This is a genomic window from Ectobacillus antri, from assembly GCF_003852715.1.
GTDB lineage: Bacteria > Bacillota > Bacilli > Bacillales > Bacillaceae_G > Ectobacillus > Ectobacillus antri.
On the sequence record NZ_RIAV01000024.1, the window covers coordinates 24,990 to 40,338 of the forward strand.

Sequence of the window (15,349 nt, forward strand, 5' to 3'; positions counted from 1 at the left end):
TGAATCGCCATATTTATGATATCGGTATGAAGATAGGTTTTAATATGGTTAAGTTTTTATGTGGGAGTTGAACGTATGCCAGAGTTTTATAAGAAACAAAAGTTTCTTTATCCTATCTACTCCCTTTCTTTTTTGACTCTTGTTATTATTACGGTTCTTACGTACTATGACTGGATTCTGGGAGTTTCTGCGTTTGCAATCTTTTGTCTTGTTATATTTTTTCTTATTAAATTTGAAATATTGTTCCGTAAAAGTTTAGAACAATACACATCAGATATGCTAACAAGAGTAAAGAAAGTAAATGATGAGGCTTTGAATCAAATGCCTATCGGTATTTTACTTTATAATAAAGATTACGGAGTAGACTGGGCTAATCCTTATTTGTCTTCTTGCTTTGGACAATACTCTTTAGCAGGTTGGCATTTACATGACCTTGCCGATACTTTACTCTCCTTTGTACGTCAAGAAACAGATGAGGATATCATTACCCTTAATAAGCGTAAATTTCGTATCTTTGCTCGTAGAGAAGAAAAGCTAGTATATTTCTTTGATGTAACGGAACAAACGCAAATTGAAAAGATGTATGAAGATCAGAGAACAGTATTAGCTATCATTTATTTAGATAATTATGATGAAATTACACAAGGATTAGATGATCAACTTCGTACAAACATCACAAGTCAGGTTACATCTGTTTTAAATGACTGGGCTCTAAAGTATGGTATTTATCTTAAACGTGTATCCTCTGATCGCTTTTTGGCTGTTTTAAATGAGAGCATCTTAACGCAATTAGAAAAAGGAAAGTTTGATATTCTTGATCAGGTAAGAGAAAGCATGTCTAAACGCAATATTCCATTAACATTAAGTATTGGTGTAGGCTCAGGTGTGCTCTTATTACCCGAGCTAGGTACACTCGCTCAATCTGGTTTAGATTTAGCTCTTGGACGAGGTGGAGACCAGGTTGCGATTAAACAAGCAACAGGCAAAGTGAAATTTTATGGCGGAAAAACAAATCCTGTAGAGAAACGAACTAGAGTAAGAGCACGTGTTATCTCACATGCGTTAAAAGATTTAGTATTGGAGAGCAGTCATGTTATTGTGATGGGGCACAAAGCACCAGATATGGATGCGATTGGTGCTGCAATTGGTATACTAAAAGTAGCACAATTGAATGAACGGGACGGTTATATTGTTATTGATGAAAATGATTTAGATACAGGTGTAAAACGTCTAGTAGAAGAAATTAAACATAATGATGAGTTGTGGTCACGCTTCATTAGTATAGAAAAAGCTTTGGAGTTAGCATCGAATGAATCTTTGTTGGTAGTGGTAGATACGCATAAACCTTCTATGGTTATTGAAGAAAGACTTCTTGATAAAATTGAAAACGTGGTTGTCATTGACCATCATCGTCGCGGTGAAGAATTTATTGAAGAGCCACTACTCGTATATATGGAGCCATATGCTTCTTCTACTGCAGAGCTAGTTACAGAATTACTGGAATACCAACCTAAACGTTTAAAACTCAATATGTTAGAAGCTACTGCTTTATTGGCAGGTATCATTGTTGATACAAAGAGCTTTACATTTAGAACTGGAGCAAGAACGTTTGATGCTGCTTCTTACTTACGTTCACATGGTGCAGATACGATATTGGTGCAAAAGCTCTTGAAGGAAGATATGGAGCATTACTTAAGGATTGCAAAAACGATTCGAGATGCGTATATTTATAAAAATGGAATTGCTTTAGCAAAAGCAGAAGACAGCCAATATTGCGATCAAGTGTTAATTGCGCAAGCTGCTGATACATTGCTCACTATGACAGGAGTTACAGCTTCTTTTGTAATAGCTAAGAAAAAAGACGGCACAATTGGAATTAGTGGCAGATCCTTGGGTGATGTAAATGTGCAGTTGATTATGGAGAGCCTGGGCGGCGGTGGTCATCTGACAAATGCGGCGACTCAGCTACAAAACAGTAAGCTAGACGATGCAGAACAAAGGCTTCGAGAAGCCATTGATGAATATTTAGAAGGGGGAAATAAATCATGAGAGTTATTTTTCTAAAAGACGTAAAAGGAAAAGGTAAAAAGGGAGAAATTAAAAATGTTGCTGATGGTTATGCGCATAACTTTTTATTAAAGCAGGGTTTGGCGCAGGAAGCAACACATGCAAATGTAAAAGCACTCGATGCACAAAAGCGTAAGGAACAAAAGGATGCGGAGCTAGAACTAGAAAAAAACAAAGAGTTAAAAGAAAAGATTGAGCAGTTAACTGTACAGCTAAAAGCAAAATCTGGTGAAGGCGGCCGCTTATTTGGTTCTATTACAAGCAAACAAATTGCTGATGAATTACAAAAAGCGCACGGTATTAAAATTGATAAACGTAAATTTGAAATGCATGATGCGATTCGCGCACTAGGTCACACGAATGTTCCTGTTAAGTTGCATCCACAAGTAACAGCAACATTGAAGGTACATGTAACCGAACAATAAAAGATTGCAAAAAAGTAGATATGGGGCAGTGATTTTTCGCAGCACAGCAGCTGAAAGATTACTGTCCTTACGTATGAGGAGGTTTTTAAAGTGAGTGAAATCAATGACCGCACCCCTCCGCAAAATATAGAAGCTGAGCAAGCGGTGTTGGGGTCTGTTCTTCTTGAGCAGGAAGCGCTCACGGTGACCTCAGAGATACTAATACCGGATGACTTCTATCGTACTTCTCATCAAAAAATATATCAGGCGATTTTAACACTCTCAGATAAGGGAGAACCGGTTGATTTAGTAACGGTCACTGCAGAACTTGCCGATCAAAACTTGCTTGATGAAGTTGGTGGGGTTTCATATTTAGCAGAACTGGCCAATTCTGTTCCCACAGCCGCAAATGTAGAGTTTTATGCCCGTATTATTGAGGAGAAATCCGTTTTGCGTCGCTTAATACGTACAGCTACTACAATCGCTTCAGAAGGGTATGAACGTGAAGATGATGTTGAAGGACTACTAAGCGATGCTGAGAAGAAAATTTTAGAGGTAGCCCAGCAAAAAAATACGAAAGCCTTTCAAAATATTAAAGATGTTCTAGTTGTAACATATGACAAGATTGAAACATTACATCATCGCAAAGGTGATATTACTGGAATTCCAACAGGGTTTACAGAACTTGATAAAATGACTGCTGGTTTCCAGCGCAACGACCTTATTATCGTTGCAGCACGCCCGTCTGTAGGTAAAACAGCGTTCTCTTTGAATATTGCTCAAAACGTCGCAACCAAAACTGATGAAAATGTTGCAATCTTTAGTTTAGAGATGGGGGCAGATCAGCTTGTTATGCGTATGTTGTGCGCAGAAGGAAATATTAACGCCCAACGTTTACGTACAGGAGATTTAACACCGGAAGACTGGGGCAAGCTTACGATGGCAATGGGAAGTCTTTCAAATGCTGGTATTTATATTGATGATACACCCGGTATTCGTGTAGGTGAAATTCGAGCAAAATGCCGTCGGTTAAAACAAGAGAGCGGTTTAGGTATGATTCTTATCGATTACTTACAGCTCATTCAAGGTAATGGGAAAGGTGGAGAAAACCGTCAACAGGAAGTCTCTGAAATTTCTCGTTCTCTTAAAGCGCTTGCCCGTGAGTTACAAGTTCCAGTTATCGCACTCTCTCAGCTTTCTCGCGGTGTTGAATCGCGTCAGGATAAGCGACCGATGATGTCAGATATTCGTGAATCTGGAAGTATTGAGCAGGACGCTGATATTGTTGCGTTCTTATATCGTGATGATTATTATGATAAAGAGACCGAAAAGAAGGATATCATTGAAATTATTATTGCTAAGCAACGTAATGGTCCTGTTGGTACAGTAGAACTTGCTTTTGTTAAAGAATTTAATAAATTTGTTAACCTCGAACGTAGATTTGATGAACCAGGCGCTTAAAAGGCATAAAAATGACAACACATCACATGATAATGATGTGTTTTTTTTTTATAAAAAGATTATATAAAGCTTTGATTTTTTGAAAGTAGGCTGTGTTAAAGCCCGATGGTGATAACTTGCACTTGTTGATTGGAGTGAAGGGGATGAGACTCCTGTGGGAAAAGCGAGTCAAAGGGAGACCCCGCACGTGCATAGCGCTAAGGAGGCTTACTGACCACACGCGGAAAGCGAACCCCCGTAACGGAAATTAACAACGAACTGTAACAGAGCCTAAAATTATCAAATGAACGAACAAAAAATGGTTTATATAAATAAAATGTTCGTATTTTTATTGACATCTTTGTTCAGTTTGATAAAATGGTAATTGTTTGATAAGTTCGTTTGAAATATTTGGAGGTGCTTTAAATGTCTTCAGTAGTAGTTGTAGGAACGCAATGGGGCGATGAAGGAAAAGGGAAGATTACAGATTTTCTTTCTCAGCATGCAGAAGTAGTAGCACGTTATCAAGGCGGAAATAATGCAGGACATACGATTGTTTTTAATGATACACGTTATAAACTTCATTTAATTCCATCAGGAATCTTTTTTAAGGAAAAAATCTGTGTAATTGGTAACGGAATGGTTGTTGATCCAAAGGCGTTGGTAGAAGAGCTTGCATACTTGCATGAACGCGGTGTTAGTACGGAAAATTTGCGAATCAGCAATCGCGCTCATATCATTTTGCCATATCATTTGAAACAGGATGAACTTGAGGAAGAACGTAAAGGCGCGAATAAAATTGGTACAACAAAAAAAGGAATTGGACCTGCTTATATGGATAAAGCTGCACGTATTGGTATCCGTATCGCAGATTTGCTAGAAAAAGAAGAATTCCAAGAGAAGCTAGAGCGCAACTTAGCAGAGAAGAATCGTTTATTCGAAAAAATGTACGATGCAGAAGGCTTCCGTATGGAAGATATCTTTGAAGAGTATTATGAGTACGGACAACAAATTAAACAATATGTATGCGATACTTCCGTTGTATTAAATGACGCACTTGATGAAGGTCGTCGTGTATTATTTGAAGGTGCGCAAGGCGTAATGCTTGATATTGATCAAGGAACGTATCCGTTTGTAACATCCTCTAATCCAATTGCGGGCGGTGTAACAATTGGTTCAGGTGTAGGACCTTCTAAAATCAATCGTGTGGTTGGTGTATGTAAGGCATATACAAGTCGTGTAGGAGACGGACCTTTCCCTACGGAATTATTTGATGAAATTGGTCATCAAATTCGTGAAGTGGGTCGCGAATATGGTACAACAACAGGACGTCCTCGTCGTGTAGGTTGGTTTGATAGCGTTGTTGTAAGACATGCTCGTCGCGTTAGCGGCCTTACTGACTTATCATTGAACTCTATCGATGTATTGACGGGTATCCCTACGTTAAAGATCTGTGTAGCTTATAAATATAAGGGAGAAACGCTACAAGAATTCCCTGCAAGCCTACGTATCCTTTCTCAATGTGAGCCAGTTTACGAAGAGCTCCCAGGCTGGACAGAAGATATCACTGGTGTGAAAACATTAGATGAACTTCCAGAAAACGCAAGACATTATGTGGAACGCGTATCTCAGTTAACAGGTATTCCATTATCAATGTTCTCTGTAGGACCAGATCGTAACCAAACAAACATCATCCGTAACGTATACGGTGTATAATTGTTGCTCTAATTGAAAAAGTAAGGTATAGTAAGAAACAGAAGGACCCAGTTTATGTGGGTTCTTTTGTTTTTGATTTTTTTAAAAAAAGTATTGCAAATTGAATTGAATCTATGATAATATGAATCTTGTCGTCATTGAGATATTCGTGTCAAGCTAAAATGGTTTACATACTAATGATTATGTTGTACGAATACTTTTTATATTATGAGCCATTAGCTCAGTCGGTAGAGCACGTTCGAGTAAACTGCGAAGCGAAACTACAGCGTACTCATCGAGCAACTACTTGCGTAATCATACTGAGATGAGGACGTCAATTTAAAGTTCTAAGTGTGTTGCACGAATACTTTTTATATTATGAGCCATTAGCTCAGTCGGTAGAGCATCTGACTTTTAATCAGAGGGTCGAAGGTTCGAGTCCTTCATGGCTCACATGCATGGCCCGTTGGTCAAGCGGTTAAGACACCGCCCTTTCACGGCGGTAACACGGGTTCGAATCCCGTACGGGTCATTTTTTATATTAGGTTCCGTGGTGTAGCGGTTAACATGCCTGCCTGTCACGCAGGAGATCGCGGGTTCGATCCCCGTCGGGACCGCCATTTTGTTTTACCGCATAGGCGGTTTTACATAGATAGTTTGGCTCGGTAGCTCAGTCGGTAGAGCAGAGGACTGAAAATCCTCGTGTCGGCGGTTCGATTCCGTCCCGAGCCACTTCAAAAAAGCAGAGCGGGCCCGCTCTGCTTTTTTATTTTGTAGGTAACTAAACGTGTTTCATTAAAAAAGGCTCTTTTCTAAAAGATTGTTGTTTTTAGATAGGTTTCTTTGTTTCAGGTTGGTTGGAGCGGAAGGTGCGAGACTCTTGCGGGAGCACCGCACGCCCCGCTGAAAGCGAGCAACCCCGAGCGGAAATCAACCACTCCCCACTATTTGTTACATCGCAACAAAGTTTGCAAAAACAGCCTTAAAAAAGTTGTACAGGGGTCTCTTTCCTTAAGCAGCAAAGCTGGTAAGTGGGAGTTCATCATGTTCCTGTTTTACAAATGTATGCACATCTTTTAAAATAAGGGTAAGAACGCCTCTAGCCTCTGCTAGAGGCTTTTGTGTAAAAATGGTTTCTGGGAGGAATGAAGAAAATGATGGGAAAAAAGATTTTAGTCGTTGATGATGAAAAACCAATTGCCGACATTTTAAAATTCAACCTTGAAAAAGAAGGCTTTGAGATTGTCATGGCACATGATGGTGAAGAAGCCATTGAAAAAGTGGAAGCTGAGAAGCCAGACATGGTTTTATTAGATATTATGTTACCAGGAAAAGATGGGCTAGAAGTATGTCGTGAGATTCGAAAAACATATGAGATGCCGATTATTATGTTGACTGCTAAGGATTCTGAAATTGATAAAGTATTGGGGCTTGAGTTAGGTGCAGATGATTACGTCACAAAGCCATTCAGTACAAGAGAATTATTGGCACGTGTTAAAGCAAACCTACGTCGTCACCAGCAGGTTGGCAGCGCAGAAAAAGAAGAGAACGCAGAAATTATAATTGGGCCGGTTGTAATTAATTCAAACGCATATAGCGTTACAAAGCGCGAAGAAAGTATTGAATTAACACATCGTGAATTTGAATTGCTTCATTATTTAGCAAAGCATCTTGGACAGGTTATGACTCGTGAGCACTTACTACAAACCGTGTGGGGCTACGACTATTTCGGAGATGTTCGTACAGTAGATGTTACAGTGCGCCGCTTACGTGAGAAGATTGAAGATAATCCAAGCCATCCCACACTCATTGTGACAAGAAGAGGTGTAGGATATTATCTTCGTGATCCAGAGCAGGAATAATAGATGAAAAAAGTTGGTTTTTTTCAATCTATACATCTCAAGTTCGTCCTAATTTATATGCTCTTGATTTTATTGGCAATGCAAATCATCGGCATATATTTTGTAGGTGAACTTGAGAAAAGACTGCTTGATAACTTTCAAACATCATTAACGAAACGTACGGACCTACTTGCTTATAATCTGCGCGGCGAATTTTCTAAGGAACGAGAAAAGGATGACCCAATTGGTGTAGCAACGCAAAAACTTTTAAAGAGCTTTATATCAGGTCCGAATGATGATGTACAGGAAGTTCAGTTTATTGATGAAAATAGTCGAGTTCTGGCAACATCCAATTCTTCTAATCAGGCCGCTATCGGGCGTAAAACAAATGATTTACGCGTAAAGCAGGCGCTTGTCTCAGGAAATGCACCGGAACCTAAAATGGAGCAAAATGCTGAAGGTGAACGTATACAAGTGAATGTGGTGCCACTTATTGTAGAGGAAAAGACGAAAGGTGTTATTTACATTACAGCTTCCATGGAAGATGTATATGGGCAAATGAAAGAAATTAATCAAATCTTTGCTACAGGAACTGTCATTGCATTGATTGTTACTGCGGGTCTAGGAATATTACTTGCACAAACGATTACTCGTCCGATATCTGATATGCGCCGACAAGCCATGGAAATGGCTAAAGGAAACTACTCTCGTAAAGTAAAGGTATACGGTTACGACGAAATTGGACAGCTTGCATTGGCTTTTAACAATTTATCGAAAAAGTTACTGCAAGCAAGGGCTTCAACAGAAAGTGAAAGACGCAAACTTACATCTGTTTTATCTCATATGACAGATGGTGTAATTGCTACAGATCGTAAAGGAAGAATTATTTTATTGAATGATCCTGCAGAAAAGATGCTAAATGTTTCACGTGAAACAGCTTTGGATCAACAAATCCTTGAGATGCTAGGAATAGAAGAAGAATATACATTAGATCAGCTATTTCAAGAGCCTGATTCAGTTCTGCTTGATTTTAGTACACGTGATGAGCCTTACATTTTACGGGCAAGCTTTTCTGTTATTCAAAAGGATACCGGTAAGGTCAACGGGCTTATTGCCGTTTTATATGATGTAACTGAACAAGAAAAAATTGATAGAGAAAGACGTGAATTTGTAGCAAATGTTTCACATGAATTACGTACGCCGCTTACTACAATGCGAAGCTACTTAGAGGCTTTGAGTGATGGTGCTTGGCAGGATGAGAATATCGCACCTAACTTCTTATCTGTAGCGCAAGATGAAACAGAACGCATGATACGTCTTGTAAATGATTTGCTTCAATTGTCTAAGATGGATAGTACAGAGTATCGATTGATGAAGGATTGGGTAGAGTTTACCGAATTCTTTAGCAACATTATCGACCGCTTTGAAATGTCTAAGGAGCAAAATGTATCTTTTAAGCGTGCTTACTCTAAAAAGAGCCGATTCATGGAAATAGATGAAGATAAGATTACGCAGGTTTTATATAATATTATTTCTAATGCTTTAAAGTACTCTCCTGAAGGCGGTACTATTACGTATCGTTTACGTGAACGAGCAGATATGCTTGAGATTAGTATTAGTGACCAAGGGATAGGAATACCAAAGGAAAACGTAGATAAAATATTTGACCGCTTCTATCGTGTTGAAAAAGCGAGATCACGTCGCATGGGCGGTACAGGGCTAGGACTTGCCATTGCTAAAGAAATGATAAAGGCGCACGGAGGAGATATTTGGGCAAAAAGTGAAGAAGGAAAAGGAACAACTATCTACTTTACCTTGCCGCTTGGAAAAGAGCAAGAGGATGATTGGGAATGAATATTGAAAACTTTAAAACCATTGTATTAATAAACCTTGTGGCAATTAGTCTTTTTCTGTCCTACAGCTTATGGACATGGCAGCCTGCATCTGACTCAACTTCAAAGCAAAAATATGTGCAAGAAGATACAGAAATACAGCAAAAGAAGATAGCCGATTTCATCTTTCCCACACAAATGCTGGTACATCGTGAGAATGATCATATTGCTAGCATGAAAGGCTCTGACATAGCAGCTATGTATCATGCATTGGAACAGGGTGAATTCGATAACTTTAGAGATATTTCGAATAAAATTCCTAAAGAGGAGTTTTTGTCTTTTGTACATGGGAAATTTAAAACAGAGCTTGTTTTTAATACGGATATTACCTTTACAACTATGCGTAATATCTTTTCCATTAAGCATAAGGGATTAAACTCCTACAGTTTTGACCGTATTGTTATTAATCTACCTCGTGATAAACAGGAAGAAGAACTGAAGGTTTATTTCATCTCCTATGATTACCAGAAGGTATATGAAATGACTATGACTGGTTATTCAATACAGCAGCTAGAGACGATTCAAAATCAATTTGTGGAAAAGGTTGCACAAAAGTATTTTATGTATCGTGTTGATAATCAGCGCGCAATCTTTTTGCCTGAAACAGAACAAAAAATGCCGAGCGTTCCTTACATCGCTAGTGAAATGTCAAGGGATATGCTGAAAAATGCTTTGTTTACAGATCCTCGTTATGTAAAAGAGGAGGAAACAAAAACAGAAGAGAGCTATACTGACGGAACAAGACTCTTGCAGGTGAAAAAAGACCAGCGTATGATTTCTTATGAAAACTCTGCAGTTACAGGAAATGGGTACGTAAATAGTAGTGCTTTAGTCCAAAAAAGTATTGATTTTATCAATAGTCATGGTGGTTGGACAGATACGTATCGGCTATATGACGTGAATGCTAAGCGAGGACAAACTTCCTTTCGATTATATGTAGATAATAGCTATCCTGTTTTCACGAGAAGCGGAATCGCTGCATTAAAACAATCCTGGGGAACAGAAGAATTAAGCAAATACGAACGACCTCTTCTGCAATTTAATTTAAAAGGTGAAGAAGAAGGCGTAATGTTACCTTCGGGACGTTCTGTTATTGCGCAGTTAACAAATTTGACAAGTCATAATGCAAAAGAATTACGAAACATTTATATAGGATACGAAATTATTCCGCAATCAGGAAGAGGCGGAGGAACTGTCAACGTCATCAAATTAGAACCGATATGGGTAATAGCTTATAAATCACCGAAAACAGGTATATATTACAAACGATTTTCTGGAGTAGAAGGAGGAGATCTGATTGGATTGGATTAAAATAAAAAATATTTTTATCATTACCTTTTTAATCTTAGATCTCTTCCTTGTTTATCAAATCTTTGAAAACCGAAATAATAACCAGTTAGAACAAATTGCGGTTACTACACTTGAAGAGCGACTTGATGAAGATAATATCACGTATGTTGAGCTTCCAAAGGAACCTACAAAAGCACCTTATATAACAGGTAGACGCAAGATTTTTAAAGATGAAGAAATACGCTTTTTAAAGAATCAATACGCTACTTTAGAAAGCGAAAATATGATTGTAAGCAAGTTAAAAGATCCACTTCCTATCCCTAAAAATGATAAGGGATATTTTTTTGAAGAGTTTCTACGTACCTATGTGTTCGAGGGAACGAGATATAAGTATTGGAAAACAGAAGAAGAAGAGCGTAAGGTTTACTTTTTCCAGCAATATAAAAATCAAAATATCCTATATAATAACGATGCAATGGTTGTATTAGATTATAACGAGAAGGATGAAATTATTTCTTATACGCAAACAATGCTTACCAATATTTCAGAAATGGTGGGAAGCAAAAAAGACCAAGAAATTATTACATCAGTGAAAGCTTTGGAGGCTCTTCACTCAAAAAATGAACTTAAACCGGGAAGTCGTGTAACGAAAGTAGAGATTGGATATTATACAATCGTTACGCCTTCTTCAGGTGCGCAGGTCATTGCACCTACTTGGCACTTTATAATTAATGGAAAAGATGACTTTTTTGTAAATGCGAGAGAAGGACAAATTTTTAACATTGGCAAGGATAATAAGCAATGGAGTGAAGAAGAATGAGTTTACATTTCAGTGTACTTGCCAGTGGAAGTACAGGCAATATGTTGTATGTAGGAACAGAAAATCAAAAATTGCTTGTAGATGCAGGACTAAGCGGCAAGAATGCAGAAGCCCTTTTTCAGCAGGTAGATGTAAATATAGCCGATTTATCAGGCATTCTGGTAACACACGAGCATAGTGATCATGTAAAAGGACTTGGGGTACTTGCGAGAAAATATAAGCTCCCGATATATGCGAATGAAAAAACGTGGTGTGCTATGGAACACTTAATTGGAAACATTCCAACCGAACAAAAGTTTATTTTTCCAACAGGTACGGTAAAAACATTTGGTGATATTGATGTAGAATCATTTGGCGTATCTCACGATGCTGCGGAGCCTATGTTTTACGTCTTTCATCATAATAATAAAAAACTCACTATCATTACAGATACAGGATATGTAAGTGACCGGATGAAGGGTGTTATTAAAGGTTCTGATGTTTTTATTTTTGAAAGCAACCATGATGTAGAAATGTTACGGATGGGACGCTATCCATGGAGCGTTAAAAGAAGAATTTTAAGCGATGTTGGTCACGTATCCAATGAAGATGCGGCTTTGGCCATGTATGATGTGATTACAGATCAAACAAAGCATATTTACTTAGCACATTTAAGCTTAGATAATAATATGAAAGAGCTGGCGAATATGTCTGTATCTCAGGTGCTACAAAGTAAAGGAGTCGATGTCGGACGCTCTTTGTTTGTTCATGATACTGATCCAAAAGAAGCTACGAAAATTCAATATGTATAATTGTCCTTTTTGGCAAACACTATCAAAAAGGTTTGCCAAAAGGATGGGTGATATTGTAATGGATTTTAATCGTAGAAATGATAAGGATGGAAATAAAAAGATTATTTTCTCCGGTCTCGCAGGAGCATTAGTAGGTGCGACTTTGCTTGCTTTTGCAATACCAACATTTCATAAGTTTGGTCTTATTCAAGAAGGTGACGCAGAAGCAAGACAAACGCGGCATTATGTTGCACAGGCCAAAGATGAATCTGCAAGTGATGTTCGTTTTGACTTTGTAAGTGCTGTTGACAAAGCATCTGATGCAGTAGTAGGCGTTATTAATATTCAACAAGATAGCTTTTCTGAATCTGACGCAGAAGCAGGCACAGGATCAGGTGTCATTTATAAAAAAGGAAATGGAAAAGCACATATTGTCACCAATTATCACGTAATTGAGGGTGCTAATCGTATAGAGGTGAGTTTGAGCAACGGTAAAAAAGTGTCCGCCGAACTGCTTGGCGGAGATAAAGTTATGGACTTAGCTGTTCTCCAAATAGATGAAAAGTTTGCTGAGAAGGTGATAGAAATTGGAGACAGCAATACAGTAAAGCGCGGCGAGCCGGTAATTGCTATTGGGAACCCGCTTGGTCTTGAGTTTTCAGGCACTGTGACGCAAGGCATTATATCGGCTAATGAACGTATTGTACCTGTTGATTTAAATAATGATCAACACTATGACTGGCAGGTAGAAGTATTACAAACAGATGCCGCCATCAACCCTGGGAATAGTGGCGGTGCTTTAGTCAATATAGATGGAAAACTGATTGGTATCAACACGATGAAAATTGCGGCTAAAGAAGTAGAAGGTATTGGTCTTGCAATTCCAATTGCTAGAGCACTTCCTATTGTTGCCGAGCTTGAGAAGAACGGTAAAATAAGCAGACCATATTTAGGTGTAGAATTACGCTCACTTAATGAAATTCCAAGCTACTACTTTGAAAAGACCCTGCGACTTCCAAGAAATGTGGTAGAAGGTGTTTGTATACTAGATGTTCGTAGTCCTTCTCCTGCAGCACAAGCAGGTTTAAGAGAATACGATGTGATTACGGAAATAGACGGAAAGCGGGTTCGAAACATTATCGAATTCCGTACGCTTTTATACGGCAAAAAAGTAAATGATAAGATGAAATTGGTATTTTACCGAGGTACAAAGAAGGAAACGACGACGGTTACACTAAGTGGTGAAAATTATTAATTCACAGGAGAGGTGACTCTCCTGTTTTTTGGTTGGTTAACTATTGATAATGAATAGTCAACCGTAACATAGGATAATGAGGAGAGATGTAAATGAAAATTGCCTGTTGCTTAGAGCACGTAGAGCTGGCCCTCGATATTATTGTGGATGAATTTGAAGTGGCTCCAGTTATACACAATGTGGAAAACTCATCAACAACATGTGAATATTGTCAAAATAAGGCGATGTATGTAGTATGTAATCCACAAAAAGAAGAATAAAGCGTTACAATTTGTGGATATGTTGATAACTTCTGTGGATAATTTGTTTGTAAAGGAAGGTCCAAGCTGTGAATATTTCCATTATAACGATTGGAAAATTGAAAGAAAAGTACCTAAAACAAGGAATAGAGGAGTATGTAAAACGCCTTTCAGCTTATGCAAAAATAGAAATTATTGAACTGGCAGATGAAAAGGCACCAGAAAATCTAAGTGTCGCAGAGATGGAAATGGTAAAAGAAAAAGAAGGGATTCGCATTCTTGAAAAGATATCCGACGACACACACGTCATCGCTTTAGCCATTCAGGGAAAAATGAAATCGTCAGAGGAGCTGGCAAAGGAAATCGATCGTCTTGCGACGTATGGAAAAAGCAAGATCGCGTTTATTATCGGCGGCTCACTTGGTTTAAGTGATCAGGTAATGAAGCGAGCGAATGATAGTCTATCTTTCTCTAAGATGACATTTCCTCATCAGTTGATGCGATTGATTTTGGTGGAGCAGGTATATAGGGCGTTTCGGATTAATCGGGGTGAACCGTATCATAAGTAAATAAGTTTTTATAATAAAAGTAAGTGTCTTTACCCAAGCGCTTACTTTTATTTATTTTGAATGGAAAAAGTGACTGTGGTGGCTTGATTATAGAAAAAATCGTATTAGATCCTTTGAAGTACATTTTATCAACAAAATGAATTATATAAAAATTACGATTTAAATTTTAATTAAAGAAACTTGTATTGTTGATAACAAATACAAAAAAGGGTGAAAATTAGGACTTGAATGTATATTACATAGAGCGAGGCTGACTGTTGTAAAATATTATAATAATCATTATAACACTATTAATCTGAAAGCTTGGAGTAGTTGTATAAATAAAGGGAGTGGAGGAATTAGCGGCTCCTGGTGGTGTGTCAGAGGTCCTTAAACAATTACTTCTGAACATTGTTGATAACCCAGTTAAGGCTATTTTTAATGCAAACTATATCGGCATTCTAGCTTGGGCTATACTTCTTGGTATGGCTTTAAAAAATGCACCAGACACGACAAAAACTGTGATTTCAAATTTTTCAGAGGCAGTTTCTAAAATGGTTACATGGGTAATTAAGTTTGCTCCATTAGGAATCATGGGTCTAGTTATCGAGTCTATAACGACAAATGGAATTGAGTCTTTGCTAAGTTATGGAAAGTTACTTGTCGTTTTGATTGGTTGTATGCTTCTTGTCGCTTTTGTTATTAATCCAATCATTGTCTTTCTAGCTATACGTCAAAACCCATATCCACTAGTATTTCAATGTATAAAGGAAAGTGGAATCACAGCATTCTTTACTCGCAGTTCTGCTGCAAATATACCTGTAAATATGAGATTATGTGAAAAATTAGGTTTAGATAAAGATACCTATTCAGTGTCAATTCTTTTGGGAGCGACTATTAACATGGCTGGTGCACCTGTTACAATTTCTGTTTTGACGCTTGCAGCGGTTCATACTCTTGGGATAGAAGTATATATAAGTGATTTAATTTTTCGACATACGGCGCTCAGTGAATGCCGAGACGCTGCAGCACAGCTGCCGGCGTAGCTGAGACTTCAGTCAGAAAGCTCGTGACTGCTTCTTCAATCG

12 protein-coding genes, 4 tRNA genes and 1 pseudogene are annotated in these 15,349 nt (G+C 38.1%); all 17 read left to right on the forward strand.

Going from position 1 to position 15,349, the window contains the following annotated elements; genetic code table 11:
• Positions 1-75: 75 nt before the first annotated feature.
• A complete protein-coding gene (locus EEJ45_RS15740; protein ID WP_124565759.1) occupies positions 76-2,049 on the forward strand; it encodes a DHH family phosphoesterase in 1,974 nt (657 codons plus the stop codon).
• Entirely contained in the window at positions 2,046-2,492 is a 447-nt protein-coding gene (gene rplI / locus EEJ45_RS15745; protein WP_124565760.1) for a 50S ribosomal protein L9, read from the forward strand. Before EEJ45_RS15740 ends, rplI begins: the two co-directional genes overlap by 4 nt.
• 90 nt (positions 2,493-2,582) lie before the next feature.
• Positions 2,583-3,932 (forward strand): replicative DNA helicase, encoded by a 1,350-nt coding sequence (gene dnaB, locus EEJ45_RS15750; RefSeq protein WP_124565761.1) that lies wholly within the window; start codon positions 2,583-2,585, stop codon positions 3,930-3,932.
• 405 nt (positions 3,933-4,337) lie between these two features.
• Complete coding sequence (locus tag EEJ45_RS15755) at positions 4,338-5,627, forward strand: adenylosuccinate synthase (protein ID WP_124565762.1); 1,290 nt, start codon at positions 4,338-4,340, stop codon at positions 5,625-5,627.
• Between the two features lie 359 nt (positions 5,628-5,986).
• Positions 5,987-6,059 (forward strand) — tRNA-Lys (locus EEJ45_RS15760).
• Positions 6,060-6,066: 7 nt separating this feature from the next.
• Positions 6,067-6,138: transfer RNA gene (locus EEJ45_RS15765), tRNA-Glu, on the forward strand.
• Positions 6,139-6,150: 12 nt separating this feature from the next.
• A tRNA-Asp gene (locus EEJ45_RS15770) sits at positions 6,151-6,226 on the forward strand.
• Positions 6,227-6,265: 39 nt separating this feature from the next.
• Positions 6,266-6,338: transfer RNA gene (locus EEJ45_RS15775), tRNA-Phe, on the forward strand.
• A gap of 422 nt (positions 6,339-6,760) precedes the next feature.
• A complete protein-coding gene (gene yycF, locus EEJ45_RS15780; RefSeq protein ID WP_124565763.1) occupies positions 6,761-7,468 on the forward strand; it encodes a response regulator YycF in 708 nt (235 codons plus the stop codon).
• A gap of 3 nt (positions 7,469-7,471) precedes the next feature.
• Positions 7,472-9,301, forward strand: coding sequence for a cell wall metabolism sensor histidine kinase WalK (gene walK, locus EEJ45_RS15785; RefSeq protein WP_124565764.1), 1,830 nt, complete (start codon positions 7,472-7,474; stop codon positions 9,299-9,301).
• Complete coding sequence (locus EEJ45_RS15790; RefSeq protein ID WP_124565765.1) at positions 9,298-10,650, forward strand: YycH family regulatory protein; 1,353 nt, start codon at positions 9,298-9,300, stop codon at positions 10,648-10,650. Before walK ends, EEJ45_RS15790 begins: the two co-directional genes overlap by 4 nt.
• Positions 10,637-11,449 (forward strand): two-component system regulatory protein YycI, encoded by an 813-nt coding sequence (locus EEJ45_RS15795; RefSeq protein ID WP_124565766.1) that lies wholly within the window; start codon positions 10,637-10,639, stop codon positions 11,447-11,449. Before EEJ45_RS15790 ends, EEJ45_RS15795 begins: the two co-directional genes overlap by 14 nt.
• Entirely contained in the window at positions 11,446-12,240 is a 795-nt protein-coding gene (locus tag EEJ45_RS15800) for an MBL fold metallo-hydrolase (RefSeq protein ID WP_124565767.1), read from the forward strand. The genes EEJ45_RS15795 and EEJ45_RS15800 overlap by 4 nt, the downstream gene beginning before the upstream one ends.
• 58 nt (positions 12,241-12,298) lie before the next feature.
• Complete coding sequence (locus EEJ45_RS15805; RefSeq protein ID WP_380018328.1) at positions 12,299-13,474, forward strand: S1C family serine protease; 1,176 nt, start codon at positions 12,299-12,301, stop codon at positions 13,472-13,474.
• Positions 13,475-13,566: 92 nt separating this feature from the next.
• Positions 13,567-13,734: a CxxH/CxxC protein gene (locus EEJ45_RS15810; RefSeq protein WP_124565769.1), complete on the forward strand. Its 168-nt coding sequence runs from the start codon at positions 13,567-13,569 to the stop codon at positions 13,732-13,734.
• Between the two features lie 68 nt (positions 13,735-13,802).
• On the forward strand, positions 13,803-14,282 hold the full coding sequence (gene rlmH, locus EEJ45_RS15815; RefSeq protein ID WP_124565770.1) for a 23S rRNA (pseudouridine(1915)-N(3))-methyltransferase RlmH: 480 nt from the start codon (positions 13,803-13,805) through the stop codon (positions 14,280-14,282).
• Between the two features lie 323 nt (positions 14,283-14,605).
• Positions 14,606-15,277, forward strand: a pseudogene (gene sstT, locus EEJ45_RS15820) (serine/threonine transporter SstT); the annotation flags it as partial.
• Positions 15,278-15,349: the final 72 nt, after the last annotated feature.

Coding starts and splice junctions, on each gene's coding strand:
- EEJ45_RS15740 (WP_124565759.1), top strand. CDS start 76: ATGCCAGAGTTTTATAAGAAACAAAAGTTTCTTTATCCTATCTACTCC.
- rplI (WP_124565760.1), top strand. CDS start 2,046: ATGAGAGTTATTTTTCTAAAAGACGTAAAAGGAAAAGGTAAAAAGGGA.
- EEJ45_RS15755 (WP_124565762.1), top strand. CDS start 4,338: ATGTCTTCAGTAGTAGTTGTAGGAACGCAATGGGGCGATGAAGGAAAA.
- yycF (WP_124565763.1), top strand. CDS start 6,761: ATGATGGGAAAAAAGATTTTAGTCGTTGATGATGAAAAACCAATTGCC.
- walK (WP_124565764.1), top strand. CDS start 7,472: ATGAAAAAAGTTGGTTTTTTTCAATCTATACATCTCAAGTTCGTCCTA.
- EEJ45_RS15790 (WP_124565765.1), top strand. CDS start 9,298: ATGAATATTGAAAACTTTAAAACCATTGTATTAATAAACCTTGTGGCA.
- EEJ45_RS15800 (WP_124565767.1), top strand. CDS start 11,446: ATGAGTTTACATTTCAGTGTACTTGCCAGTGGAAGTACAGGCAATATG.
- EEJ45_RS15805 (WP_380018328.1), top strand. CDS start 12,299: ATGGATTTTAATCGTAGAAATGATAAGGATGGAAATAAAAAGATTATT.
- EEJ45_RS15810 (WP_124565769.1), top strand. CDS start 13,567: ATGAAAATTGCCTGTTGCTTAGAGCACGTAGAGCTGGCCCTCGATATT.